This window comes from Asaia bogorensis NBRC 16594 (genome assembly GCF_001547995.1).
In the GTDB taxonomy this organism is placed as follows: domain Bacteria; phylum Pseudomonadota; class Alphaproteobacteria; order Acetobacterales; family Acetobacteraceae; genus Asaia; species Asaia bogorensis.
In genome coordinates this window covers 441,049-467,432 of sequence record NZ_AP014690.1, presented here as the reverse complement: position 1 = coordinate 467,432, position 26,384 = coordinate 441,049, and the positions used below count along the sequence as shown (strand labels likewise).

23 protein-coding genes and 1 tRNA gene are annotated in these 26,384 nt (G+C 60.0%); 7 read left to right on the top strand and 17 right to left on the bottom strand.

What is annotated here, in order from left to right; translation table 11 throughout:
* Positions 1 to 58: 58 nt before the first annotated feature.
* Together Asbog_RS02115 and Asbog_RS02110 are read right to left on the bottom strand one after the other, a co-directional pair.
* Positions 59 to 2,329, bottom strand: coding sequence for a TonB-dependent siderophore receptor (locus Asbog_RS02115; protein WP_231944633.1), 2,271 nt, complete (start codon positions 2,327 to 2,329; stop codon positions 59 to 61).
* Between the two features lie 148 nt (positions 2,330 to 2,477).
* Complete coding sequence (locus tag Asbog_RS02110; RefSeq protein ID WP_062163918.1) at positions 2,478 to 3,140, bottom strand: SGNH/GDSL hydrolase family protein; 663 nt, start codon at positions 3,138 to 3,140, stop codon at positions 2,478 to 2,480.
* Between the two features lie 462 nt (positions 3,141 to 3,602).
* Between Asbog_RS02110 and Asbog_RS02105 the strand changes: the two genes are divergently transcribed.
* Complete coding sequence (locus tag Asbog_RS02105) at positions 3,603 to 4,871, top strand: outer membrane beta-barrel protein (protein ID WP_062163917.1); 1,269 nt, start codon at positions 3,603 to 3,605, stop codon at positions 4,869 to 4,871.
* Positions 4,872 to 4,952: 81 nt separating this feature from the next.
* Here Asbog_RS02105 and Asbog_RS02100 read toward each other — a convergent pair whose 3' ends face one another.
* Entirely contained in the window at positions 4,953 to 5,999 is a 1,047-nt protein-coding gene (locus Asbog_RS02100) for a threonine aldolase family protein (RefSeq protein ID WP_062163916.1), read from the bottom strand.
* Between the two features lie 78 nt (positions 6,000 to 6,077).
* Here Asbog_RS02100 and folD point away from each other — a divergent pair, with 78 nt between their 5' ends.
* Together folD and Asbog_RS02090 are read left to right on the top strand one after the other, a co-directional pair.
* Positions 6,078 to 7,001 carry a bifunctional methylenetetrahydrofolate dehydrogenase/methenyltetrahydrofolate cyclohydrolase FolD gene (gene folD, locus Asbog_RS02095; protein ID WP_062163915.1) on the top strand — a complete coding sequence of 308 codons (924 nt, stop codon included), beginning with the start codon at positions 6,078 to 6,080 and terminating at the stop codon, positions 6,999 to 7,001.
* Positions 6,998 to 7,744, top strand: coding sequence for a methylenetetrahydrofolate reductase (locus tag Asbog_RS02090; RefSeq protein ID WP_062163914.1), 747 nt, complete (start codon positions 6,998 to 7,000; stop codon positions 7,742 to 7,744). The genes folD and Asbog_RS02090 overlap by 4 nt, the downstream gene beginning before the upstream one ends.
* Here the strand turns inward: Asbog_RS02090 and Asbog_RS02085 are convergent.
* Together Asbog_RS02085 and Asbog_RS02080 are read right to left on the bottom strand one after the other, a co-directional pair.
* Complete coding sequence (locus Asbog_RS02085) at positions 7,713 to 8,864, bottom strand: zinc-binding metallopeptidase family protein (RefSeq protein WP_062163913.1); 1,152 nt, start codon at positions 8,862 to 8,864, stop codon at positions 7,713 to 7,715. The two genes, Asbog_RS02090 and Asbog_RS02085, sit on opposite strands and share 32 nt — an antisense overlap.
* 76 nt (positions 8,865 to 8,940) lie before the next feature.
* Positions 8,941 to 9,783 carry a transglutaminase family protein gene (locus tag Asbog_RS02080; RefSeq protein WP_062163912.1) on the bottom strand — a complete coding sequence of 281 codons (843 nt, stop codon included), beginning with the start codon at positions 9,781 to 9,783 and terminating at the stop codon, positions 8,941 to 8,943.
* Positions 9,784 to 10,107: 324 nt separating this feature from the next.
* Between Asbog_RS02080 and Asbog_RS02075 the strand changes: the two genes are divergently transcribed.
* Together Asbog_RS02075 and Asbog_RS02070 are read left to right on the top strand one after the other, a co-directional pair.
* Positions 10,108 to 11,574, top strand: a complete 1,467-nt coding sequence (locus tag Asbog_RS02075; protein WP_062163911.1) for a circularly permuted type 2 ATP-grasp protein — start codon at positions 10,108 to 10,110, stop codon at positions 11,572 to 11,574.
* Positions 11,571 to 12,611, top strand: coding sequence for an alpha-E domain-containing protein (locus tag Asbog_RS02070; RefSeq protein WP_062163910.1), 1,041 nt, complete (start codon positions 11,571 to 11,573; stop codon positions 12,609 to 12,611). Before Asbog_RS02075 ends, Asbog_RS02070 begins: the two co-directional genes overlap by 4 nt.
* Positions 12,612 to 12,776: 165 nt before the next feature.
* On the opposite strand, the gene recA is transcribed toward Asbog_RS02070, so the two are convergent.
* Both recA and Asbog_RS02060 read right to left on the bottom strand, forming a co-directional pair.
* Complete coding sequence (gene recA / locus Asbog_RS02065) at positions 12,777 to 13,817, bottom strand: recombinase RecA (RefSeq protein WP_062163909.1); 1,041 nt, start codon at positions 13,815 to 13,817, stop codon at positions 12,777 to 12,779.
* A gap of 241 nt (positions 13,818 to 14,058) precedes the next feature.
* A complete protein-coding gene (locus tag Asbog_RS02060) occupies positions 14,059 to 15,492 on the bottom strand; it encodes a gamma-glutamyltransferase (protein WP_062163908.1) in 1,434 nt (477 codons plus the stop codon).
* A gap of 221 nt (positions 15,493 to 15,713) precedes the next feature.
* Between Asbog_RS02060 and Asbog_RS02055 the strand changes: the two genes are divergently transcribed.
* Positions 15,714 to 16,505 carry a DsbA family protein gene (locus Asbog_RS02055; protein ID WP_062165655.1) on the top strand — a complete coding sequence of 264 codons (792 nt, stop codon included), beginning with the start codon at positions 15,714 to 15,716 and terminating at the stop codon, positions 16,503 to 16,505.
* Positions 16,506 to 16,568: 63 nt separating this feature from the next.
* Here Asbog_RS02055 and Asbog_RS02050 read toward each other — a convergent pair whose 3' ends face one another.
* The gene (locus Asbog_RS02050) at positions 16,569 to 17,471 is read right to left on the bottom strand and encodes a PPK2 family polyphosphate kinase (protein WP_062163907.1); all 903 of its coding nucleotides are present in this window, start codon (positions 17,469 to 17,471) and stop codon (positions 16,569 to 16,571) included.
* Positions 17,464 to 18,216 carry an SDR family NAD(P)-dependent oxidoreductase gene (locus Asbog_RS02045; RefSeq protein ID WP_171840647.1) on the bottom strand — a complete coding sequence of 251 codons (753 nt, stop codon included), beginning with the start codon at positions 18,214 to 18,216 and terminating at the stop codon, positions 17,464 to 17,466. The genes Asbog_RS02050 and Asbog_RS02045 overlap by 8 nt, the downstream gene beginning before the upstream one ends.
* A 143-nt stretch (positions 18,217 to 18,359) precedes the next feature.
* Between Asbog_RS02045 and Asbog_RS02040 the strand changes: the two genes are divergently transcribed.
* Complete coding sequence (locus Asbog_RS02040) at positions 18,360 to 18,956, top strand: YqgE/AlgH family protein (protein WP_023979686.1); 597 nt, start codon at positions 18,360 to 18,362, stop codon at positions 18,954 to 18,956.
* A gap of 7 nt (positions 18,957 to 18,963) precedes the next feature.
* Here Asbog_RS02040 and Asbog_RS02035 read toward each other — a convergent pair whose 3' ends face one another.
* From Asbog_RS02035 to hemH, 8 genes are all read right to left on the bottom strand, one after another.
* Positions 18,964 to 19,959, bottom strand: a complete 996-nt coding sequence (locus tag Asbog_RS02035; protein WP_062163905.1) for an ABC transporter substrate-binding protein — start codon at positions 19,957 to 19,959, stop codon at positions 18,964 to 18,966.
* Positions 19,956 to 20,732 carry an ABC transporter ATP-binding protein gene (locus Asbog_RS02030; RefSeq protein WP_062163904.1) on the bottom strand — a complete coding sequence of 259 codons (777 nt, stop codon included), beginning with the start codon at positions 20,730 to 20,732 and terminating at the stop codon, positions 19,956 to 19,958. Before Asbog_RS02030 ends, Asbog_RS02035 begins: the two co-directional genes overlap by 4 nt.
* The gene (locus tag Asbog_RS02025) at positions 20,733 to 21,695 is read right to left on the bottom strand and encodes a FecCD family ABC transporter permease (RefSeq protein WP_062165654.1); all 963 of its coding nucleotides are present in this window, start codon (positions 21,693 to 21,695) and stop codon (positions 20,733 to 20,735) included.
* 248 nt (positions 21,696 to 21,943) lie between these two features.
* Positions 21,944 to 22,020 (bottom strand) — tRNA-Pro (locus Asbog_RS02020).
* Between the two features lie 56 nt (positions 22,021 to 22,076).
* Complete coding sequence (locus tag Asbog_RS02015; protein ID WP_062163903.1) at positions 22,077 to 22,658, bottom strand: LOG family protein; 582 nt, start codon at positions 22,656 to 22,658, stop codon at positions 22,077 to 22,079.
* A gap of 27 nt (positions 22,659 to 22,685) precedes the next feature.
* A complete protein-coding gene (locus Asbog_RS02010; RefSeq protein ID WP_171840646.1) occupies positions 22,686 to 23,885 on the bottom strand; it encodes an MFS transporter in 1,200 nt (399 codons plus the stop codon).
* Positions 23,886 to 24,130: 245 nt separating this feature from the next.
* On the bottom strand, positions 24,131 to 25,249 hold the full coding sequence (gene dinB / locus Asbog_RS02005) for a DNA polymerase IV (protein ID WP_062163901.1): 1,119 nt from the start codon (positions 25,247 to 25,249) through the stop codon (positions 24,131 to 24,133).
* An 87-nt stretch (positions 25,250 to 25,336) separates the two neighbouring features.
* Positions 25,337 to 26,383 (bottom strand): ferrochelatase, encoded by a 1,047-nt coding sequence (gene hemH, locus Asbog_RS02000; RefSeq protein ID WP_062163900.1) that lies wholly within the window; start codon positions 26,381 to 26,383, stop codon positions 25,337 to 25,339.
* Between the last annotated feature and the right edge of the window lies 1 nt (position 26,384).

Sequence of the window (26,384 nt, the reverse complement as noted above, 5' to 3'; positions counted from 1 at the left end):
CGCTCCGGGGTTTTTCATGTGAACAACCGGGCCGTCTAACGGCCCGGTATTGCGCTTTTCACCAAGCGAAACCGATCGTGCCCTGAGCATTGCGGCGCTCGCCGTAATAGCAGAACTCCTGCCCGTAAGACGCATAGGCCAGGCAGTTGGTCACGTAGTTCTTGTCGAACAGATTGCGTACGCTGGCACCGACTGTCCAACCCTTGAGCGATTTCGAGACGTTCGCCAGATCGTAACGCAAGGAGGCATCGAACAGCGCATATTGCGGTACCTTCACGCTGCCATAGCTGGCTTCACCGCCATAGGCCGAGGCGGAATAGCGCATGCCTGCACCAAGACCGAGTGATTTGAAGCGGCCCTTGGGAATGGTGTAAAATCCGAAGAGCGAGGCATTTCCACGGCCAGACTGGATAAGCGGCTTGCCGGTGGAGTCATCATGTACGCGCTGCACGCTGACAGCAGCTTCGACCATCAGATTGTGCCAGTTGTCGATATGGGCTTCGAATTCGAACCCGTCTGAATGCACCAGCCCCTGCTGTGTATTATAGATCGAGTTCGGCAGGGAAACGAGCACATTGGTCTGCTCGATATGGAAGCCTGCGGCCGTCAGCAGGATGGGCGTGCCCGGCAGCTGATATTTCAGACCGCCCTCAAGCTGCTTGCCAATGGATGGATCGGCCTGATGCGTCGCGCCACTGGTCTCAAGCACCACGCCAGTCTGGGGCTGGAACGAGGTGGCGTAGCTGATATAGGGCGCAAGGCCGAACTTGAAGTGATAAAGGCCACCAGCCCGCCATGTGATCTGGCTCGGGCTCTGCTTGGAGTTCGACGCCGAATAATACTCGATCTGGCGTGAGCGGAACCAGTCATTACGGATGCTGCCTGTCAGCACCAGCCCGCCCCAATGGATCTCATCCTGACCGTAAACGCCGATCTGATGCGAGTTCACCTTGTAGCGCGCATAGGTTTCGAGCGGGTCGATGCCCATATCGTAATTCGGGGCGAAGACATTCAGATCCGGGGCCGCACTCTGCCCCGCCGTTTCGTTGGCCCATTGTTGCTGATAGTCGAAACCCGCCATGATCATGTGCGTGAGCGGCCCCGTGCGCAGCTTGCCATGCACATTGCTGTCAAATGCCAGATTGCGCGTGTGCTCGGTGGTGCCGAACCCATAGCGCGGCAGCATCCCGTCGGCGCCCCAGTATCCCGCATTATAGACGCTGCGATATTGCGTCTTGATGTCGTCATAGCGACCGCGTGTCGAGAAATTCCAGTCGCTGTTGAATCGGTGATTATAGATGTACGTAATGCCGCCATGCTTGCGGTTGAATTTCTCGAAGCGTGCATCGCCATCATAGAAATTACGGGGCAGATAGCCGCCAAAAGGCGCAGGCTTGAGCGAGCCTTGAAGCGGTACACCGCCATAGGTGCCGGCCTCGGGATCGTACTGGTAGTTGCCAAGCAGGGTGAAGGTGTCCGGTCCGTTACCGCCAAACGTGACCGAAGGGCTGATCGAGAAGCGGCGACTGCCGGTGCGTGACAGCTGGGTGTGCTGACCATTGACCGTGCCGTACAGGCGGTAACGGATGGATCCATCCTTGGTAGCAAAGCCACCCATATCGGCGTCGACACGATACAGATCGAACATGCCGCCCGTGGCGTTGACCGAACCGTAAGAGGCACGATCGGTCGGCAGTTTGCTGGACAGGGCGACGAGACCACCGGGGCTGGACTGGCCGTAAAGCGCCGAAGCCGGGCCTTTCAGGATCTCCAGGCGCTCAAGACGCGACGTGTCGATCTGCGCGATCGCATAGCCGGTCGGGCTGTCCTGCAAGCGCAGCCCGTCGAGAAATTCGGGAATGGTGAAACCACGCAGCTGGAACAGGTCATAACGCGTACCGACACCACCACGCAGATCGGGCGTGATGCCTGCTGCATAGCGGACGGCCTGATTGAGCGTCAGCACGCCACGAATGTCCATTTCATTGCGGGTGACCACCGTTACGGATTGCGCCGTCTCGATGAGCGGCGTGCTCGATTTGGTCGCTGATGAAGCAATGGTTGCGCCTTTCTGACCACGCACCACAAGCTCCTCAGCCTTCGGGTGAGAGGCAGCCGGGGCCGCATGGGCAGATGACGTCGCATGTGACCCCGCGGGGCCTGAAACTGCCGCGTTCTGAACCACCCCGGACGAGGCACTACGCGCCCTGACTGTTCCAGCCCCGCTTTTGCTGGAGGATTGCTGTGTCTGTGCATGGGCGCTGCCAGTCATCAGCGCCATGAGGGAAACACACATTGCCAGACCCGAGCGGGTAAATTCAGCGCGCATAAAATATCCTGCCGTGAGAAAACGGCAGAGAGATAGCGATATTGCGAGTCATTCGCAAAGAAAGTTTGGGGAAAGTTAATTTTCCCTACCTACTATGTGGCTTAAATATCACCCTCGCGTGATCGAGCCTATGTCTGCCGGTGGCAGCCTATTCGACTTGCAGCATGTCTTTCACCTTGCCAGCCAGGACTTCGCCGAGCGTGCGGTTATTGTCAGGCGTAAAGTGAACGCCATCGCTGCCATCGGTGGTGATATGCTGGGCGGCGTCGAGGAACGCGGCGCCCCTTGCCCCCGCAAGCGCCTCATACTGGGTAGCGAGCGCCGCGATCTTGGGTACAGCCCCGTCGAACTGCGCCCTGAGCCAGGGGCCCGGTATATCGCCCGGCAAGGGCGGTGCGACTACAAGCAGTGCGGGCGCCTTGTAGCCGGTGCCAACGCCACCCGTGCTGGCAGCCACCTGCCCGACCAATCTAGCCATACCCTGCGCGATGTCATGGGCAGTTCGCCTGTAGGCGTTCTTGGCGTCGTTCGTACCAAGCATGATGATGACAAGATCGAGCGGCATATGGCTGGCCAACGCTGCCGGCAGATAGGCCGATCCGTCCAGACGCGGGTCGTTGGCGTCGAGTGCCGTCGTGGTCCGGGCGCTCAGCCCCTCCTCGATCACATAAAATCCGTCGCCTAGAGCCTTCGCCATGACACCGGTCCAGCGCTCATCACGCTCATATCGCGTGGTTGGCGTTCCCTCCGGCACAGGCTTCCAGCCCCAGGTCAGTGAATCGCCAAAGCAGAGTATATGTCTGATGGTCATGTCATGCCTCCAATCCGCTCGTTCAGGCATCGTCCACCATGCGCGTCGCTCCCAGGTTTTGCAAAAAGGGCCTCAACTCATCACCTGGAAAGGGGATCAGCGTTCGGAACCGAACCGGCGCACGGGCATAAAAGCCACATGAACTCCCTGGCGTCGTTTCGATAACAATTTGATAAAAATCAGCCCTCGGGTAACGGCTAGCGTCGGAGCGCATGACACGATCTGGCGATCGATCGATCAACAATCCTGCCGTGAAACGCTGTTACTGACCATGGGGGGGGCCGCAACCTCAAATCCGGTCTCCATGAAATAAAAGACCGTTTTGAGGAGCCATTATCGAACTGTCATCTGAAAAGCACAGTGTCGAACTAATTATGTTGCCTTCTTGATACAATTATCAAAGCAAAATAAATTCTTTTAGCTGATTGAATTGCCCCCAGGGGCTTCTGATAGGGATGGGTTATGGACCTGATTCGCGATATAACGAGCCGTTTCTGTAAAACCATTTCTGCAGGCGCCCTGATTTCAGGCGCACTAACCGCCCTTCCCGGCACAGCCCTTGCCGATATTCCTCTGTTCAAGACGGCCACCAACCCGTGGCTGCAGGGGGTCAATCTGTCCGGTCTGATCGAGGGTGGCATCATGGCAAACCCTGCCCGACCGGATAACGGCATCAATTTCGGTAACTTCCTTGGTGACCATGCCAATCAGGCCCAGCTGAACCAGATCAGCCTCACCCTGTCCAAGGCAATCGATCCGACGAAATCCGAATATCAGATCGGCTTCATGCTTGAAGCGCTCTATGGATCGGATGCGCGCTACTATCACCTGCTTGGCCTGTCGAACAAAATGACAAGCGATCGCTACCAGCTGCTTCCGGCGCAGGCCCATGTGGATGTGCACGCCCCGCTCTTGTCGAAGGGTGGCATCGACATGCAGGCCGGCATCCTGCCAGCCCCCATGGGCGTCGAAGTGCTGGATCCGACACTGCGTCCTTTTTATTCTCTGGCCTATACGTCTCAGTATTCCGTACCCTTCGAGCATCTCGGCGCCATGTTCCACTGGCATGTCACCCCGATGTTTGATTTCAATTTCGGGGTCGATACCGGTAATCAGACGACGTGGGGCCGCAACGACAACAACAATGCAGCCGCCGGCTATTTCGGCTTCAACCTCATTGGCCTGGCTCATGGAAAACTGAACATCAACGAATTGTCGCGTGTCGGCCCGGAAAATGCCGTTGCGGCACTTGGCCCCCGTGCCAATACGGCGCAGCGCTGGTGGAACGACATTGCCGCATTCTACACGGTCAATGACAAGCTCAGCCTCACAGGAGAGTTCAACTTCCTGCACGATGACGGTCTGCGTGCCGAAACCTGGAGCGTCGTCACCTTCGCTGCCTACAAGATCACACCGAGCCTGACCTTCAACTACCGCGGTGAACTCTATCGCGATAACAGCGGTCTGTTCGTCGTCAACTTCCTGACCAATCAGGCCTATATGAACGCCTTTCTAGGCGGCTACGCGCCCGCCGAGACGGCCCCTGCCACCACTTACGGTGCCCTGACACTCGGCGTGACCTACCGTCCTGACCTCGGGCACGGCATACGCGTCTTTGCCCTGCGCCCCGAGATCCGCTTTGATCGCTCGCTTAACGGCACGTCACCGTTCAACGATGGTCGCAATACCGGCATGTTCACCTTTGGTGGCGATGCGATGATCGGTTTCTGACACCGCATAACGAAACGCACAGAGAAAGGGGCGTCCGGCATGGCCGAGCGCCCCTTTTTCATGCTCGGTTATAAACCCGGATCAGAGCGCCTCGAGAAAGTGATCCACATCCCGCGCTTCGGTCGCCCAGCAGGTCACGAGGCGTATCAATACCCCGTCGATACCCGGCGGCGTTGTCCAGCGATAGAACACGAAACCCTGAGCCTCCAGCGCGGCCACGCTGCGTTCAGGCAGCACGACAAACACCTCATTGCTCTGCACCTCGAAGGGCAGAGACGCCGCAGGATGGCGGCGCAAGCCATGAGCGAGGCGCTGAGCCATGGTGTTGGCATGCAGGGCATGACGCAGCCACAGATCATTTTCCACCAGCGCCGCGAGCTGTGCGCTCAGATAACGCTGCTTCGACCAGAGATGCCCACCACGCTTGATACGCCGGGAAAAGTTTCTTGCCAGTTCTTCCTTGAAGATCAGCACGGCCTCTGACGCCATGCCGCCATTCTTCGTGCCGCCGAAGCTCACCATGTCGAACCCGGCCTTCCAGGTTATCTCGGCAGGTGTGCAATTGAGTGCAGCAATGGAATTGCCCAGACGGGCACCATCCAGATGCGTGGCAAGGCCGGACTCTCTGGCGCGTGACGTCAGGGCTGCAAGATGGTCAAGAGAATAGACCGTGCCCCATTCCGTACTTTGTGTCAGTGAAAGTGTCTGGATCGGGCTTGTATGGACTCCGCCTTCGCCATTGGTGACGAGTGCGCGGTCAAGGGCGGCGGGATCCATGCGCCCGTCAGGCGAAGGCAGGGGCATCAGCCTCGCCCCATGCATGAAGAACTCTGGTGCCCCACCCTCATCATTGGCGATATGAGCGCTCTGGTCGCAGATAACAGCACCGAAAGGCGCGGTGGATGCGGACAGCGCAAGACTGTTGGCGGCCGTACCGGTGGCCACAGGAAACACCCAGACCGGGTGATCGAAGGCGTCGCGCATGAGCGCTGTCAGTCTTTCTGTTTCGGAATCCTCGCCATAAGACGGCGCTGCCCCTTTGTTGATGCGTATGAGAGCATTCATCACCTCGGGGCAGACTGGCGCGATGTTGTCACTTGCGAAGTTCTTGCGTATTGCCTCGGTCACGTCCGTTCCTCACTCGTCTCTGAGGCCATCGTCCGGGTGCTTGCCCGTACCGATCGCCCTGCTACAGGAATTGCAGCCATGAAACACGATCCGGCGCTTTCAGAAAAGCTCATCGACGGCAAGGCCATCGCACGCCGCCTGACGGATCGCGTCAAGGCCGAGGCCGAAACCCTGCGCGAGCGCACCGGCAAGATTCCGGGTCTGGCTGTCGTGCTGGTCGGTGATGACCCTGCAAGTGAGGTCTATGTCCGGAACAAGGCCATCCAGACCCATCGTGCCGGTATGCGCTCATTCATGCACATGCTGCCCGAGACCACGTCGCAGGACGAGTTGCTGGAACTGATTGCCCGCCTCAACGCCGATCCCCAGATCCATGGTATTCTGGTCCAGCTTCCCCTGCCGAAGCAGATCGACCCGATTCTGGTGACTAATGCCATTGCCCCGCACAAGGATGTGGATGGTCTGGGCGAGGTCAATGCCGGCAGGCTGAGCCTGGGCATTGACGGGCTGGTGCCCTGCACGCCTCTGGGTTGCCTCATCCTGCTCAAGGAGACGCTGCCCGCGCTGCGCGGGCTTCATGCCGTCATCATCGGGGCGTCCAATCTGGTGGGTAAACCCATGGCGCAGCTGCTGCTCAAGGAAGGCTGCACGGTATCGGTCGGTCATATCGACACAAAGGATGCGAGGGCGCTGGCCCGCGAGGGGGATATCCTTGTGGTCGCAACAGGCAAGAACGGGCTGGTGCGTGGCGACTGGATCAAGCCCGGCGCGACAGTCATCGACGTTGGCATTACGCGCATCGCCCTGCCGGACGGCAAGACGCGCCTGGTGGGTGATGTCGCCTTTGACGAGGCCGCGCCTGTAGCTGGCCATATCACACCGGTGCCCGGTGGCGTTGGCCCCATGACCATTGCCTGCCTGCTGCACAACACCCTGCAGGCAGCGCGCCAGATTCTGGAAAATGGACAGGACGGCACGGGTCGGAGCGAACAGACTCCATGAGCCGTATCGCCATCGAGCTGATCCCGCGCGACACACAAAGCCTGACAGAGGATCTGGCCACGGTAAGGCAGATCGCGCCGGACGTAACGACCATCAACCTGCCCGACCTTCTGCGCCTGCCCCTGCGCTCATGGGAGGGTGCTGCGCTGGCGCAGGGTCAGGGCTATGCAGCGATCCCGCACATCCGTGCCATTGATATCGACCCCGATGCGCCCCTGCCCTGTGCGGAGCAGGAAGGACTGCGCGAAATTCTTGTCATTGCGGGCGATCCGCCCCCGGATTCGACGCATCGCATCTGGCCCAACAGCAGCGCTGACATCATCACACGGTATCGGCGTGAAGCCCCGCACCTGACGGTCTATGCGGCCTTCGATCCGTATCGTCGTGCGCCCTGGCAGGAACTGGAGACCATCCAGCAAAAACGCGATGCCGGTGCTGCTGGATTCTTTACACAGCCTCTGTTTGACCGCAGGCTGTTCGATCTGTGTGCCTCTTGGCTGGAGAATGATCAGGTATTCTGGGGGCTCTCACCCGTAATCGGCCCCAAGTCACGCGCGTATTGGGAGCGCGTCAATCACGTGGTCTTCCCATCGGATTTCGAACCCAGGCTCGATGCCAATATCGCTTTCGCACGGACGATCCTCGAAGCGGTGCATGCACGCGGCGAGAGCGCTTACCTCATGCCGCTGCGCGTGCCGCTGGCGGATTACCTCACTCCGCTGCGTGACCTTCTGACATTTTGACAGCGGCGCTCTCGGACTGATCCTGTCGCTGCGCGTCGCGGCTCTGCTGCGTTTCGCGAATGACATCATGGATGAAAGCCAGTTTCTGCCTTATCGCCCCCGTCAGGACGAAAGGATAGAAATCCTGAAGGCCCATGGAGCGGTTGAGGCTGTTCACGGCCATGCTCAGGGGGAGCCATGCATTCATGATCTCGTCAAAGCCAAGGGTGCGGTAGGGATTGCCGCTCACTGCCGGGGTTGAATATTGCGCTCCCTCGGGTGTCTGCGGGGCAATGGCAATGCCATAAAGCCATGCCGTTTCCAGCGTCGAGACAATGTGCAGATAATGCGCCCAGGTCTCGGCGAAATCCTCCCAGGGGTGAGAGGCGGCATAGACACTGACATGCGTCTCGCGCCAGTCTTCTGAAGGCGGCTTGGCGTAATGCGCCTTGAGGGCTTCCTGATAATCCTGCCGGTCATCGCCGAATACGGCGCGGCAGCGTTCCAGCCCTCCCCCATCGCGTATCAGCACGTTCCAGAAATAATGCCCGATCTCGTGCCTGAAATGCCCGAGCAGGGTCCGGTAATACTCGCCCATCTCCACGCGCATACGCTCGCGCTGGTCGTCATCGGCTTCTCGCACGGCAAGGGTGATCAAGCCGTTGTCATGACCGGTCATGACAGGAGCCGAACCGTCGGGCGCATCATCCAGAAAGTCAAAAGCCAGCCCGTTTTCAGGGTCCTGTCGCCGGTTGACCATTGGCAGGTCGAGCCGGATCAGTGCGTGGAAAAGGCGATGCTTGGCGACCTCGATCTTGCGCCAGCGCTCCAGATTATGCGGGTCCGACAGATCGGGGATCGTGCGATTGAACTGGCAGGCATAGCAATACGGGCCTTCAGCCGCTTCCTGCGGGCCGAGCAGCCAGTTGCAGGCGTCATACTGACGGTTGGCGCAATAGACATGCACCTGATCCTCAAGACCCGGCTCCATCGGATACCATTTTCCGGGTTCCTCGGCGGGATTGAGCGCTGTCAGATCGGCCAGCTTATGCAGATACCCCACTTCGTGATGGCATGACTCGCACCTCGTATTTTCAAAAAAGAGCGGCTGAGCGCAGCATTCGCACGAAAAAAGCTTCACGATCTGATCATCCCGATGAGGTTATGACCCGGAACTGCGCGTGACGGCTTTGGTTCCCGCCTCGTCCGCCATGATACTACGCCCGATGCAGAAAATGCGCCTGCATCATCACATCGAATTCCGCCTGACACTGATCCAGCAACCCTGAGATCGGTGCGGCGGCATCAGGCGTGTCCGAAGCGGCGAGCGGAATATGGTTCTGCGCTGCGATCAGACCCGATGTCGTGTCAAACCCCACCCAGCCATGCTCCGGCACCAGAATTTCGGCCCAGGCATGCAGGTCACAGGTCAGGCGGTCCGGATCAGCCTGAAGGGCAGAAGGCTCGATGAGATAGCCCGAGACGAAACGCGCTGCGTAACCCATATGACGCGCCAGGGCGATCAGCAGCCACGCGCTGTCACGACAAGACCCGGCCTCGCGTTTCAGGGTTTCATGAGGGCTCCAGACACCTGGCTCCATGCGGCGCATGTAGTGCAGCCTGGTCGCGATGCGACGCGCCAGCCTGGACAGGCGTTCGAGAGGGCTCCCGATCGGCGATGCGTCTTCGGCAGACAGAAACGGGACCAGCACCGCATCGTCCGTCACGGGGCGGCGATAGGCCTGATCGAGCGCCATTTCACCGTCAGACGATCTCACGCCCATGCCCAGCGGATCATAGGGGGCGAGATCAACAATCATGCTCACATCAACCACGAATTGCGACATGCGATCGGAGAAACGCACCTCGGAGACCATGTTGCCATGTCTGTCGTGATGCCAGTCCAGTCCGGCATGATCCGGCCCTATTGAAAGCGCATAGGTCATGATCGCATTGCGCGTGCGCGATGGCGGCCGCAAACGGATCGTTTGCGGGCCAAGCGACACCATCCGGTCGTAACGATAGGACGTGCGATGATTGAGCAGCACTGGCCGGCTCATCCTGCGCGCCCCGCTGGGCCTGGTTTCATGACACTCCCTTGCCTGCGCTTTCCCTGCATGTCTCCTGCCTGCCCCGATGAGGTGCCGTCAGGGACCATCGTGCGCCCTCCATGAGGCCTGCCCCCTGCCGCCCGCCGCCGGTTCAGGCAGCGCCTTGCAACCATTGGGCCGATATTCTGTTTGACAGCAATAAACCGGCGAACCCGCCCGGAACAGCCTTTCTTTTAGTGCTTGGCAAGTCACGAATTTTGGTAGTTTAATAAACAACCGTAACGTTTCGGTTCAGGATACACCAGACCCTCCCCAACAAGAAGGTGAGAAAATATGGCGCTCGACGCCTCGCCCATCCACGAAGCCGGTATTTTTTCGACCTATGACACGCCCGCCTTTTACTGCGAGCTGATGAACCGGGGCAGTGAACTGCCCGAAGCCCTGCAGAAGGTGCAGGAACGTCTGGCCCATCTCACCCTTTCCGACCTGCGCGAGCGAACGACTGACGCAGAAAACCTGCTCTGGCGTCTGGGTATCACCTTTACGGTCTATACTGAACGTGAGGCCATCGATCGTATCCTGCCTTTCGACATGATCCCCCGCCTGCTCACGGCTGAGGAATGGGCATTTGTCGAGAAGGGCGTGCAGCAGCGCGTCAAGGCCATCAATCTCTTTCTGTGGGACATCTATCACGAGCGCCGTATTCTGGATGATGGCATCGTCCCTGCCGATCTCGTGCTTAAGAATGCCAATTACTGCGAGGCGATGATCGGGGTGGACGTGCCGGGCGGTGTGTATGTCCACATCAACGGCACTGACCTCATACGCGACCGCTCGGGGCGCTTCCTCGTGCTTGAGGACAATGCACGCACTCCTTCCGGGGTCTCCTACGTCATCGAAAACCGCCACATGATGCTGCGCCTGCTGCCTGATCTGGCCTCGGGCATCAAGCTCCGCTCTGTCGAGGATTATGGCGTCAGGCTGCATCGCGCCCTATGCGACGTGGCCCCCAAGGGCGTGACGGACCCGCAAGTGGTTCTGCTTTCGCCGGGCATGTATAATTCCGCCTATTTCGAGCACGTGTTTCTGGCCCGTGAAATGGGTGTGCCGCTCGTCGAGGGGCGTGATCTGGTGGTTGAAGATCATCATGTCTTCATGCGCACCGTTGCCGGGCTGCGCCCTGTCCACTCGATCTACCGCCGTATCGACGACGCGTTCCTTGATCCACTAGCTTTCAATCCCGAGAGCCTGCTGGGTGTGCCGGGCCTCGTCGAAGCCTATTGTCGTGGCAATGTGACCCTCGCCAATGCGCTGGGCACCGGGGTGGCCGATGACAAGGCCATCTATGCCTATATGCCCCGCATCATTCGCTACTATCTCGACGAGGATCCTATTCTCGACAGTGTGGAAACCCACATCTGTGCTGAGCCCGAAGGCCTTGCCCACACGCTCGATAATCTCGCCAATCTCGTGGTGAAGCCCGTCGGCGATTCCGGAGGCTATGGTCTCATCATCGGACCCCATGCGACTGAAAGCGAGCTTGAGGCCTTTCGCGAGAAGCTGATCGAAAATCCGGCCAATTACATCAGCCAGCCCGTCATCGATCTTTCTGTCGTGCCGACACTCTGCCCCGCCGGTGTGGAAGGGCGTCACGTCGATCTGCGCCCCTTCGCGGTGACAGGGCAATCTACCTGGGTTCTGCCTGGCGGGCTGTCCCGCGTCGCGTTGCGAAAGGGGTCTCTGGTGGTAAATTCATCGCAGGGAGGTGGCTCGAAGGATACCTGGGTGATGTCAGCATGAGCCGCTTCAACCCCTATGTCTCAGGCATACAGCCCGACCTGAACACCCTGCTCTCGCGCTATGCCGAGAACATGATGTGGCTTGCACGCTATATGGAGCGCATCGAAAACCTCGCCCGCGTGCTCGAAGTAACCGAGGCTTTCGTGCGGGGTGCCGATGGCCGCCCGGTATGGGATTCAATCGTTCACATCAACAGCGATGAAGAGCGGTTTCGCGCCCTCTATCCTGCCGCGAGGGAGGAGGATTATCTGTGCTTTTACATCACGGATTGCTCCAACCCGAGTTCGATCCGGGCCATGGCCCACGCCGTGCGCGAAAATGCCCGCTCTGCACGCCCCCTTATCTCGACCGAAATGTGGATGCAGCTCAATGTATTCACGCGCTGGATGCTGGACCTCACGCCCGGCGACATACGACGCACAGGGCTTTCGGCCCTGTGCAACCGCATCAAGCAGGAGTGCCAGTCTCATGCCGGTGTGACGGAAGGGACGCTCTATCGCGATCAGGCCTGGCTGTTCTATCTGCTGGGTCGGCATCTGGAGCGCAGTGACCAGATCACACGACTGATCGACACGCGCTATCATACGCTCCTACCCGATGCTGCCGAGGTGGGGTCGGAAATCGATATGACACAATGGGCGTCCGTGCTGCGCTCGGCTGCGGCCTATCACGCCTTTCGCCGTCTCAAACCGGTGACGACTACGCCTGCCAATGTGGTCGGTTTCCTGCTCAAGAATGAGGGGTTTCCGCGCTCGCTCGCGCTCAACCTGCGTCATGCCGATTCTGTCCTGGGTGCCCTCGCAACACATTACAACCTGCGCAAGCAAAGCTCGGCGGTGCAGGAGCGCCTTGGCGAATTACGGGCCATGCTGGATGACCAGACAGCCGAGGAAATCATCATTCGTGGGCTGCATGAATGTATGCACTGGATTCAGGAACAGATCGAAATCTGCCAGAACGAACTGGCCGCCGCCTATTGGGCGCCCCCCAAGTCATTTGATGCCGGAGGCTTCAGCCAGTCTCAGGGTCAGGCGTAAAAACCGGCAGCGAGAGCTTGCCGTGCGGGCGTTGAGTCCCCCCGGTACGATATCTGGCAGTCTGCGCTGAATGACCCACAGAAAGACCCGCTGCATCGCCGGGGATGCAGCGGGTCTTTTCAATTCAGTCTCGCGCTACCCTGCCTGCGACAGGGATGACGGGACTCAGGCTTCGGCTTCGTCTTCCTGATCTTCCGGCGAGGTCATCATGGCCTCAGCCACCACGCCTGCCTGCTCGCGGATACGACGTTCGATATCGGCTGCCATCTCGGGGTGATCGCGCAGGAACTGCTTGGCATTCTCACGCCCCTGACCCACGCGGGTGCTATCATACGAGAACCAGGCACCCGATTTCTCGACGATATTGGCCTTGACGCCCAGATCGATCAGTTCGCCGACCTTGCTGATGCCCTCGCCGTACATGATGTCGAATTCGACCTGACGGAAAGGCGGGGCCATCTTGTTCTTGACCACCTTCACGCGTGTCTGGTTGCCCACCACCTCGTCGCGGTCCTTGATCGAACCGATACGGCGGATATCCAGACGCACCGACGCGTAGAATTTGAGCGCGTTACCACCGGTCGTGGTCTCGGGATTGCCGAACATCACGCCGATCTTCATGCGGATCTGGTTGAGGAAAATCACCATCGTGTTCGAGCGCGAGACTGTGCCAGTCAGCTTGCGCAGGGCCTGGCTCATCAGACGGGCATGAAGACCGACATGGCTGTCGCCCATATCGCCCTCAAGTTCCGCACGCGGCACCAGTGCCGCCACGGAGTCGACCACCAGCACATCGACGGCACCGGAACGCACCAGCGTATCGGCAATTTCCAGAGCCTGTTCACCAGCGTCAGGCTGGCTGAGCAGAAGATTGTCGACATCCACACCAAGCTTGCGGGCATAACCCGGATCGAGCGCATGTTCAGCATCGATAAAGGCGCAGGTTCCGCCCTTCTTCTGGGCTTCGGCAATAGCATGAAGCGCCAGTGTCGTCTTGCCGGAGCTTTCAGGGCCGTAGATCTCGATGATACGGCCGCGCGGCAGACCGCCGATACCGAGGCCGATATCGAGGCCCAGCGAGCCGGTGGAGATCACATCGGCCTGCTCCTTGGGGCGCTGCCCCATGCGCATGATCGACCCCTTGCCGAAAGCCCGTTCGATCTGGCTCAGCGCACCTTCGAGTGCTTTCGTCCTGTCCACGCTCATATCCTGTCCTCCGCTCACACCAGTGTTGCCGAACTCATGAAAATCGGCAATCGGGGCGGAGCGATTCGTGTTGATCGTTCACATTTGTTCTTGAGAACATATCATGATCACGCCCCTTTTACACAAGGGGACGGACATAAAAAATACCCCCTGTTTCCAGGGGGTATAAGTGTCGTTTCTGCAAACAATTCATACTCCCGCATCCGGCCTCGATGGCCCAAAAGCGAGAGATCACGCAGGATCAGTTGTTCACACTGCCCACCGAGAGACCGCCACCACGCGGATCGGTATCACCCTGACAATTGCCGCCCTTGCAAACCGAGGCATTGACGCGCCCCTGCCCTTCATGCGGCACCGTCGTGCCAGAGACGATCGCCCGTGCAGCCTGAGCCAGCGCATCGGCTGCATCGTTCTGACCGGAGGCGGCGGCGGCACCAGTCAGGGTGCCACGACGCTGCACGATGGCAGCAGCCAGAAGCGGTGCCGGATAGCGCCCCGGTGCCGCAGCCAGCAGCACGCCCGTTCCTTCAGCCATACGACCTGTGCCGAACAAATTGTTGTCGGTCAGGGCGCAGGCCACAGCGCCGCCCTTGTTGTCTGTCACGACAAAGGAGGTCGAGGCCGGAAGCGACGGCAGGGAGCCACCGCGGCTGGATCCGCCATTCACCAGGGTCTGCGCAGCGCTTAGGAGGGCGTCATTGCTCAGGCCATGACGGTCTTCGCTGCGCCACGTTGCCACCACGCTCTGCGCGGAAGCGCCGGAGTGGAACGCCGCCGCGGCACCAAGCCCACCATCAGCAGGCGGCGGCAGGAACGAGGCCACATAGCCATCCTGCTCGACCTGAAGCGGCGCGATCTGCGCTGGCATGGCGTTACGCAACGCTGTGGTCGAAAGGCCGCCCCCTGCCTTGTTGGCCCCTTCAACGAAGATCCCGCCAAGCGCCCCGTTATACAGATCGCCCACACCAACATTGGTCATGCGTTCCAGAAAACTTGCCAGCTGGGGCTGCACCAGCGCATCGCCATTTTGCAGCGGCGCGCCATCGGGACGGCTGAAAACGCTACGTGCGGCGTCATCGGCGAAGAGGGGGTTCTGTACCGCAGCAATATCGTTGGCCAGCACGCGGCTGACTGTGGTGCCGCTGCGGGCAAGGCGAACGGACGGACCAAGAATATCAGCAAATTCGACGGTGCCGTAGCGAAGCTGCATGGTGAACAACCCACGCGGCGTCATCGGTATCGCCGCCTGACGCGTGGCTGCACCCGAAGCGCTGGCTGAACCGGGCAGGAACACGAAAGCCTGGGGGGCCTCGTTGGCGCGTGTGGCCAGGCAGGCGCCACCACCGCCCAGAGAGGCACGCGATGGCAGGGTGACCGACAGTGCCATCCCCACCGCAGCCGCAGCATCGGCTGCGTTGCCGCCATGCACCAGCACATCGCGCCCGATCAGGGCCGCACGTGGCTCATCGGCGACTACCGTGCCGATATAGCCCGTCACGATGGGGGTGGTCTTGCCAAACAGGCTGTGACCGATATGCGCGACATCGCTGCACCCGGCGAGCAGCATGGCTGCCGTAAGGGCACAAGCCGGGCGCAACCCTGCCTTGAGCGCAAAGCGCCCTGCGGGGCGACAGGGGGCATTCGACTGACGATGCGCCACGTGCGGTGTCTCCATGACCCGGCAAGCCTTTTCTCTACTGTTCCGGACAGGGATGGTATCTTCGGGGGCCGAAGAAGCAACTGTCTGGAAATTGGGTTCGTTAACGCATCTAACCGTGATCCGGACGATGGGCAACCGCGCGCCCGGCTCCGGTTTTGCGAAATCGCTTTTGCTGGCCTATGCAGGAGCGCGTTTTCTTCACGCCCATGTCTTTCACGACCAGCAGGATCGTCCTCATGACCCGCCCGACCCGTGCCCGGCTTGCCGGCACTTTTCTCGCCCTTGGTCTGACCGTGTCGACCGCCGTTCCGGCCCTTGCTGCCCCCAGTACTGCGTCTGCCGCTGCGGAATCGTCTTTCAGCCCGGCCCAGCGCGCCGAGATCGTGACGATCCTGCGCGACGCCCTGAAGAATGACCCGAGCATTCTGAGCGATGCCATCGTAGCCCTGCGTCAGGGCGCCCAGCAGAAAGCAGCAGATGACGCCCTCACCCATGTTCGCTCCGATCGTGAGCGTCTGCAAAAGGGGCCCGACTACACGGTGCGCGGCAACCCGCAGGGCGATCTGACCATTGTGGAGTTTCTCGACCCGCGCTGCGGCTATTGCCGCAGCATGGTGCCCGTTGTCGATGCCCTTCTGAAATCGGACAGCAAGCTGCGCCTAGTCGAAAAGCTGGTACCGGTGCTGAGCGAGAAAAGCGTGCTGGACACGCAGGCCATTTTCGCCGCCGCGCTGCAGGGCGGCTACGAAAAGATGAAACGCGCCCTTATGCAGGACACGACGCCCCCTACTCTGGATCGTATCCGTCAGCTCGCTACGGCCAATGGGCTCAATGCGGACAAGCTGGTGACTGACATGCACGCCTCGAGCGTTGCCGCGCAGATCAACGAGAATCTGGCCGAAGCAAGGCTGATCGGCCTCGATGGCACACCGACCTTCGTTTTCGGTACGAGTGCGATCATTCCCGGTGCCATCTCGGCTGAGGAGATGCGCGAGCAGATCAGGACGGCGCGTAAGGAGGCGCACTGACAACCCTTACGCTTCCACCCTGCAAGGGCCGCCAAAGGAGGCGACCTTGCAGGATGGGTAAGATCAGCCGAGTATCTTGCTCGCCTTGATCTTGGCTTCGAGCCGACCGAGATTTTCGAGAATCTCAGGCGAGGGCGGTGGTGGCTCCGGGCTCAGGCTCTCAAGCCTTGCAATCAGAGCTTCCATCACCACCAGACGCGAATACCATTTCTTGTTTGACGGCACGACAAGCCAGGGCGCGTGCTCGGTCGCCGTCGCCCGGATCGCTTCTTCATAGGCTGTCTGGTAAGCGGGCCAGAACTGACGTTCCGCCAGATCGCTCTCATCGAACTTCCAGCGCTTGTCCGGCCGATGAAGACGACGCAGCAAACGCTCCTGCTGACACTCGGGCGACATGTGCAGCATGACCTTGAGAATATGGATGCCCTGCCGGCCCAGATAGGCCTCGAAATCGCGGATATCCTGCAGGCGGTGGTCCCAGAACTCCCGCTTTGTCGGATCACCCTTCATGCCTCTCGCATCGAGCGTGTCTGCATGAACTCGGGCAACGAGTACATCCTCGTAATGGCTGCGGTTGAACACCCCTACCTGGCCACGGCTCGGTATCGCCATGTGAACGCGCCATAGATAGTCATGAGAGAGCTCGATATCGCTCGGCTTCTTGAATGACACGACCTTGGTACCCTGCGGGTTCATCCCGGTCATGACATTGAGAATGAGGCTGTCCTTGCCCGCACCATCCATGCCCTGAAGAACCAGAAGCATGGAATGGCGATGCTCTGCCGCGAGCCTCTCCTGTAACGCTCCGAGATGAGCACGCCGCTTGTCCAGCCACGCCTCGACATGGCCCTTGTGCAAACCGCCATGATCCTGGGGACGGACGGATTTCAGCTCGAAATCGCGCCCGTCGCTGACGAGATACTTGCCAGGAAGCTTGCGGGCCAGGCCCAGGGTCAGTTCAGTCACTGCTTCGATCCACTGCGAGGCCACCGGCAGCCTGACAGACAGGCATCATCTCGATGGCGTTGATGTTGACATGAGGCGGAAGGCTGAGCAGCCATGAAACGGTTGCTGCGATATCCTCAGGCGTCAGCGGGTCAGTCCCTTTATAGACATCCGCTGCCTTCTGATTGTCGCGCAGCCGCACATTGCTGAATTCACTGCCCCCGCATAGTCCCGGTTCGATCGTGCTTGCACGGATCTTCGTTCCCAGCAGGTCAGTGCGCAGATTACGCATGAACTGACCCACAAACGCCTTGGTGGCTCCGTAAACATTGCCCCCGACATAGGGGTAAGTCCCTGCGATACTGCCAAGTGTGATGATGTATCCATGATTGCGTTCGACCATTTGTGGAAGAAACGCGCGAGTGACATCCACGACACCCGTCACATTCGTGTCAATCATGGTTTTCCAATCCTTGAGATCGGAGTCCTGCGCCTTGCCTACACCGAGGGCCAGACCGGCATTATTGATCACCACATCGATCTGACGCCAGGCGGGTGGCAGGCTTGCGGGCAGGGCCTGAATCTTTTCGGCATCGGTCACATCGAGCACCTGCGGCAGGAACGCCTCGCCCAGCTCTTTCTTCATGGCCTCAAGCCGTTCCGCCCGTCGGCCGGTCCCGATCACACGATGGCCTTCCTTGACCAGACGCTTTGCAATAGCCTGACCAAACCCGGCTGTTGCGCCGGTTACCAGAATAATCGCCATCGTTTTCTCCATTTCAGGTTCAGGACACACAGGGGCCCACGCTATAGCAGACGGGGCAGCCGCTCCAAGGTTGCCACACTCTGTATCGTTGCCACGGAGCGCCGCCCTTGCAAAACCCCCTGCAATGGCCGACATTTTCCCTCATGGCTTCAGATTTTCAAACGCCCGACGAGACCACATCCGAAACCCTGGCAGGCCGTCTGCTCATTTCGAGCCCCATGCTTGGAGAGTCGGAATTTGCGCGCAGCGTGGTCTATGTCTGCGCCCATTCGCGGCGGGATGGCGCCATGGGGCTGATCATCAACAAGCGCGCATCGCACCCCACGCTCGAAACCCTGTTCGAGCAGCTCGACATTACCCCCTCACCGCCCAAGCGCAGGATCAATCTGTGCATGGGCGGCCCCATGGAACCGACCCGTGGCTTCGTGCTTCACTCTGCCGACTGGCGGCGTGAGGACAGTCTCGTGATCAACAACGAGAACTGCCTGACTGCCAGCCTCGATATCCTGCATCAGATCGCCGCTGGCGAAGGGCCACGCCATGCCCTGCTGGCGCTGGGCCATGCCTCGTGGGAGCCCGGTCAGCTGGAAGATGAAATCATCCAGCAGAATGCATGGCTGAGCGCCCCAGCCATGGATGATCTGATTTTCGGCAGCGATCAGATGGTGAAATGGCGCAAGGCCCTGGCCACCATCAATATCGATCCTCTCTCCCTCTCCAATCTCGTCGGCCACGCCTGAGGGCCGCCTAGCCCGGGCATGCACCGGGCTCGAGGGGCCGCACATCGAGAATACGTTCTGCCGCCTCGTTGCTGAGGGGGTGGTGATAGAACTGGCGGTAGAAATCCCGGATCTGTGCCAGCATCGCAGCGCGGTCAATCGTCCCTTTCCCGATCAGCTGACGCGCCCACAGGCGTTGCAACAGCAATTCGGGGCTGTAGCGATCCCAGTTGAACACCCCTGACGGATTGCGAAACACATGGTGCTGCGCCACGGCAGCAAGTTGTGCCCAGAGCGGCGATGACGCGATTTCGGCCTCGCTGCCTGCATCTGCCCCCAGAATGATGATGTCGGGCTGCCAGCCCAGGATCTGCTCCAGCGAAACCGGGCGCTTGTTGCCATGCACACCGATCGCGGCATTGCCGCCACCGGCATCACGTATCCACTCATCCACGATACTCGCATCACCATCCACGGTCAGGGGATCGAGCGAGGCGATATGCAGCACACGCGGCACCGGCACTGATTTCTTCTCCGCTGGCGGCCTGTCGAGCGCAGCAAAAGCCGTGCGATAGCGGGCGGCCTGAGCCCTTGCCTCATCCGTCCCCAAAAGGGCCGCCGTCTGATCGATTGTCGCCAGCATCCCCGCGAAATCGGTAAAGCCGACAGGCTCTGCTTTCAGCCCGACAGATTGCAAGGCACCTGCCACACCGGAATCACGGGTGACAAAAACCAGATCGGGGTGAAGGGCGAGAACAGTTTCGGCATTGAGCACCATGCTGCCAAAAACATGGGCCTGATGCAGGGATGGGGCGACGCAATACATCCAGGCAAAGCGCGACGGCGAGACGACCGTACCGACAATCCTGTCTGCTGCGCCCAGCATGATCAGCGTGGCATTATGGGCGTACCATCCATCCACAATCCGCGCGGGAGGCGGCGTTGCTGGCAGGGCCGATGCCTCCTGAAGCGTGGCCACCGCCAGAAACCCGCTCAGTACAGCGCCCCAGCCGAAGACTCTCATTCCGCCCTATCCCTTTGTGCAAAGAAGCGCTCAGCGCCATGATCGTAATGTTGAAGGGCAATTTCATAAAACGCGCTCAGGCGCTCCGCCTCAAGAACATCACGCGGTCGTCCCTGTGTCACCACGCGCCCAGCCTCAAGCAGGACGACATGGCTCGCGTGACGGTAGATCATCTCAGGCTGATGCACTGTCATGATGACCAGACGGCCCTGCTGCGCCAGGGTGGAAAGCAGCCCCATCAATCGATGCTGATAGCCGTAATCGAGCCCGGCCAATGGTTCATCCAGCACGATAACCGGTGTCTCCTGCGCCAGCGCCCTTGCCAGAAGAACGCGCTGATACTCGCCCCCCGATAGTGCGGTGCAGGGCCGTCGCGCCAGATCGTGCAAACCGAGCTGCGCAATGGCGCGCTCAATACTGTCATGGTCAGCCCTCGACAGGCGCGTTGTCAGCCCGCCATGCGGCAGCCTGCCCATCTGCACCACCTGCATCACGTCATAGGGCGGCAGATGTTCCCTGTTTTGCGGCACGTAGCTCAGCAATCGGGCCCGATCCATGCGTGACAGATCGGTCAGGGGCACATCATTGACCCGAACCCCTCCCCGGTCGGGCACGATAAGACCGAGCATCAGCCGCAGCAGCGTCGTCTTGCCAGCGCCATTCGCCCCCATCAGGCTGACCAGTTGCCCGCCCGAGAAATTCAGCGTCACGTCATCAAGTATGGGACGCCCTCGCCGGGTAAAGCCGAGAGCCTGTGTCGCAAGGGATGTCACTTATAACTGCCCTTCGCGACGCAGATGCCTCAGCACCACGATGAAGCCTAACGCCCCGAAAAGCTCGGTCATCATACCAAGGGGAATCTCGGACGCTGTCAGGCTTCGCGCTGCGGTATCGGCCAGCATCAGCCCCGCCGCCCCCATCAGCGCCGCGAAAGGCAACATGAGGCGATGTCCCGGCCCGATAATGAGCCTGGCCATATGGGGTACAATCAGCCCAACCCAACCGATAATCCCGGCCATGGAAACCGTCAGAGCGCCGAGCGACGTGGCGAGGGCCAGCACGACGAGCCTCATGACCCCAACCGGCAGGCCAAGGCTCCGGGCTTCGTCATCGCTCAGAACCAGCGCATCCAGCGCCCGCGAACCCAGCCACAGCAGCGCCATGCCCAGCACACAGAAGGGTGCCACCCAGGCAAGCTGCGCCCATTGCGTCCGGGCCAGGCTCCCGAGCAGCCAGTAGATGATGGCTGGCAACTGATCGAATGGATCAGCCACATATTTGAGTAACGAGAGAAAAGAGGTGAACAGGGCAGCGCTGATCAACCCGCCCAGCAACAGCGGTAAGATACCCTCGCGCCCCACCAACCGCGCGATGCCAAAGCCGCAGGCCACGGCGCAACACCCTCCGGCGAAGGCCGCAAACCCCACTACCGCACTACTGCCATGCAGCAGGATGGCCAGCGCCGCCCCGAAAGCCGCGCCACTCAATACCCCCAGCAGATCGGGCGAAACGAGCGGATTACGGAAAACCGCCTGAAACGCGCTTCCTGACACTGAGAGCGCCGCCCCGACCACCATGGCCCCGATCAGCCTTGGCAGGCGCGCATAGAGCAGCACGGCCCGCGTTTCGGCAGCACCATGCCCGGCCATCATGGCCCCGATTGCGTGAAGTGAAAGCGGATAGCGTCCAATAAGAATTCCGGCAGCAAAAGCGCCGATCAGGATGAGAGTGAGCATCAGAAAGCACAAACGATTGCGCAATGCCCCTCCCCCCTTTTGCCATGATGGACCTGATCAACCCGATACCGGGTCAGGGCTCGTCTGGCGAGAGGTTCATGGCTCGTGCAGACAATCGTGCAGCATAACCAACGAAGAAACGCAAAGTCTCTGATGTGATCCAGATGATATCGGAAATAATCGGTGGGCGGATGGTCTGCCTTTTCAGCAATACCAGACCGCCAGAATGACCAGAATTATGGAAATTCTGGTCGGAGTGAGAGGATTCGAACCTCCGGCCCCTGCGTCCCGAACACAGTGCTCTACCAGGCTGAGCTACACTCCGAACCGATGGATGGGGCTATACTGCCAGATGGGCGGCTCTGCAAGGGGGGCAGACGATCAAAGTCGGCCTGTCTCGATGTTTTCCTCGCTCTTTCTGGTTTTACCCAGAATTTCGAGAGCTTGAGCCACGTCGGGCACAACCTGATAGAGCCTGCGTGCCGAGGCATCTGCCAGGCCCTGCTCAATTGCTGCCTCCAGAGCCGCAATCACGTGCACAGCCCAGCTCGCGACGTTGACGATCAGGATAGGCTTGTCATGCAGCGAGAGCTGACGCCACGTCATGATTTCCATGAGTTCGTCAAAAGTGCCGAGCCCGCCTGGCAGCACCAGAAACGCATCGGCCTGCGCGAACATCAGCCGCTTGCGCTCATGCATCGACTCGGTAACGATCAGATCCGTCACCTGTTCGTTCATGACCTCGCGGCCATGAAGAAATTCGGGGATGATCCCGGTTACCTGGCCTCCAGCCTGCAACGCGGCTGCGGCCACCACACCCATAAGCCCCACTGCCCCGCCACCATAGACCAGATGGATGCCACGCTCCGCCAGACCGGCTCCCATTGCGCGGGCGGCTTCACCGAAAGCCGGGACAGAACCATGGCGCGAGCCGCAAAAGACAGCGGCGGCAGCGATTGTCATTTCTGGATTTTCCTTTGACCTGTGACGTCAGGGCCTTGCAGCACGCTGCAATCTCAGCACCTGCACGATGCCGAGGAATGTAATGCAAGCTGTGAAGACGAACAGGGCCATATAACCCGCAGAATGGATGACGAGCCCCAGCAACGGGCCGGACACGCCAATGGCGAGATCAAGAAATACCGAAAAGGCCCCAAGCGCGGCACCGCGATTCTCCGCCCCGGCGCGATCAACAGCCAGAACGCCCAGTGCCGGAAACACCAGTGAGAAACCCGCTCCGGTTACTGCGGCGCCCAGAGTGGCCGCTTCAGCAGAGGGAAGAAAGGCCAGAATCAGCAATCCGAGTGTTTCAACACCAAGCGAGATAAGCGCGACATTTGTCCCGCCGATACGTCCGATCTGGCGCGCGAAAACGAAGCGTACGATGACGAAGACCATACCGAATACAGCCAGGGCCTGCGCTGCATCCGGCCAGTGCTCCGCCGCAAAATAGAGTGCAAGGCATGACGAGATGGCCCCGAATCCGACGGATCCCGCAGCCAGCGCGCAGCCATGAGGCAGCACCAGACGGAACACCTTGGCGAAAGACATGGCGGGGGCGTCATGGCGTATGGGAGCAACCGCGGGATAGGTGCTGGCCAGCGCCGTGCCGATGGCGGGGAGCAGGGTCGAGAGCACACCCAGACTTACCAGCCCGCCCCAGCCGCCACCGAGATGCGAAAGCTGCTCGCCAATCGTGGCACCCAGGGCGATACCGCCATAGGAGGTTATTCCATTCCACGAGATGACCTGAGCCGTATTGGCTGCCCCTGCGCGGCGTATGTTCCAGACGATTGCGGCTGTCGAGGCCCAGCTTTCTGCCCAGCCAAGGGCCAGACGACTGGCGAAAAGGCAGATCAGGGAAAGCGGGATGACCGATTTGCCAAGTCCTGCCACCAGAAGCAGCAGGCCGGAAAAGACACCAAGCGCCAGACCCAGCACCGCAACCGGCTTTGGCCCCTGGGTGTCGATACGTTTTCCCGCCGATGCGCGCGACGCAAAGGTGGCGAAATACTGCAGCGACACGGCAAACCCGGCGATGACCGTGTTGCAGTGCAGGACATTATGCACGAAGAGCGGAATGACTGCCATCGGCAGGCCGATGACGACATAGATAATGAGGTTCAGTGAGACGACCGGCAGGATGATGCCAAGTGGCGATCGTGTCGCCTTTGCCTGCCCGGCACCCATCACAATTTCCCCAATCCTATTTTCTGGTCGCTAGAGGCTCAGCTTTGCCAGCCCCTGCGCCTGCTGTCACCCCGCCCGGTCAAGTTTACGTCAGGTTTAAGCGTTCAGCCTGCGCCAAGTGCGCAGATCAGTACGGAAACGACGGCACCCAGCCAGAGCGATGAGGTGGAAAAAACTGAAATCATGACGGCAGATCCTTCCACAAGAGAGCATTGGACTCAGTGAACGCTGCATCATGCAAAAAGTCAGCAGGGTGATTCACCAAAAAGTGTCAATTGTGCGGTTTTTTCTTCTGCCGTGCCCTCGGCCTCATCCTGACCGAGCCCGGTCAGCGTGACGCCCATCAACCTGATGGCACGCTGAAGAGGAAAGAACCCTTCTAGCAATGTCACAGCCTGCTCGCGCACCGCATCCCGGCTTGCGAATGGAGAAGGATTGGACCGGGTGCGTGTCGTGATCTGGAAATCGGCATATTTGAGCTTCAGAACCACAGTGCGTCCACGCAGTGACTGCGCCTCACAATGCCGCCAGAGCTTGTCGCACAGCCCGTCGAGCACCGTGCAGGCGCTGGCAAAATCCGCCAGATCGGCCTCAAAGGTCGTCTCGGTACCAATCGACTTGCGCACCCGGTCCGGCACGACAGGACGATCGTCAATGCCCCAGGCGATGGACGCATAGAACGCAGCAGCTTTGCCGAAATGACGGGTCAGCACGTCACGCGGGATATCACGCAGGTCAGCACCGGTAAAAATGCCCAGCCGGTTCATTTTCGCCCGCGTCGCGGGGCCAATGCCGTGAAACTGCTCGACACGGAGCGAGGCCGAAAAATCCGGCCCCATGGCGGGCGTGATGACGAATTGTCCATTGGGTTTGCGATGATCCGACGCGAGCTTCGCCAGAAACCGGTTGTAGGAGATCCCGGCCGAAGCCGTCAGTCCGGTTTCCTCGGCAATTTCTGCCCGGATACGCCGTGCAATATCGGTGGCCGACCCATGCTCGCGGTAGCTTTGCGTCACATCGAGATAAGCCTCATCGAGTGAGAGAGGCTGTATAAGCGCCGTATAGCGCGCGAATATCTCATGGATCTGGCGTGAAACGGCGCGATACGTGTCAAAGCGAGGCGGGACGAAGACCAGTTCCGGACATTGCCGCAACGCCGTACGCGATGGCATGGCCGAACGGACACCAAACCGGCGGGCCTCATAGCTGGCCGCCGCGACAACGCCTCGTCCCTCACCCCGCCCTACGGCAACAGGACGACCACGCAACTCCGGTGCATCGCGTTGTTCAACCGAAGCGTAAAAGGCATCCATATCGATATGGATGATTCGACGCACAGCCCCGTGACCTGTTGGCTCAGACATGCTGCCCTTATGCCATCAGGTTCGAGAACAAAACAAGATCATCACGCGTCAGGCTGACAGAACCGGCGATGGTTCAGCCACAACGCATCAGGCGGAAGTCAGGCCGGATTTCTGCCATGCGGGCGGGCAGGCTTCGCGAATCAGTGCTTCGAGCAGATCGATCGCCATATCGCTGTCGTTCAGACATGGAATGAGGGTCAGTTCCTCACCTCCCGCCTCAATGAACTCGTCACGCAATTCGTGGCCGATTTCGTCCAGCGTCTCAATGCAGTCGCTGATGAAGCCGGGCATGATGACAGCGATACGGGTTATCCCCTGTTCTGGCAGCGCCGTCACGAAAGGTGCTGTATAGGGCTGCACCCATTCCATCGGCCCAAAACGCGACTGGTAAGTGATCGGCATCTGCTCTTCGCTCACATTCAGAGCGTCACGCAGGGCGCGGATCGTTCTGACGCAGTCATCGGGGTAGTAATCCCCCTTATCCACGCAGAGCTTTGGCAAGCCGTGAAAGGAGGCGACAATACGTTGCGGTTTCCAGCTCAGCCCCGCCAGATGGTCACGCACGCTCTTTTCGAGCCCGGCGATATAGACAGGATGATCAGGAAAAGCCGGGATGGTTTGAATGGCGGGCTGACGGCGCAGCGTCATGAGCGTGCGAAACAGCTGATCATTGGCTGTCGCGGTCGTGGTGGCGCTGTATTGCGGATAGAGCGAGAGATAGAGGATGCGATCACATCCCTGATCCATCAGCTCCTCGACAGCCTCACCAATTGAAGGTTTGCCATAGCGCATACCCCAGGCCACCGGCACATCGACGCAAAGGCGCTCGGCCAGCTTCTCCGCCTGGGCACGGCTGTAAACGCGCAGCGGGCTGGCGTCTTCTTCACGGTTCCAGATACGGGCATAGGCTTCGCCGCTTTTGGAAGGGCGCGTGGTGAGAACAACGCCTTGCAGAATGGGCTGCCAGATGGCTGGCGGTGCCTCGATCACGCGACGGTCAGAGAGAAACTCGCCAAGATAGCGACGGACCGAGAAGAAATCGGTGCCTTCAGGCGTGCCAAGATTGGCAATGAGGACACCCGTCTTGCCTTCCGGCGGTGTCGCAGTCGCGGGGATCTTGTTATTGAAGGCCATG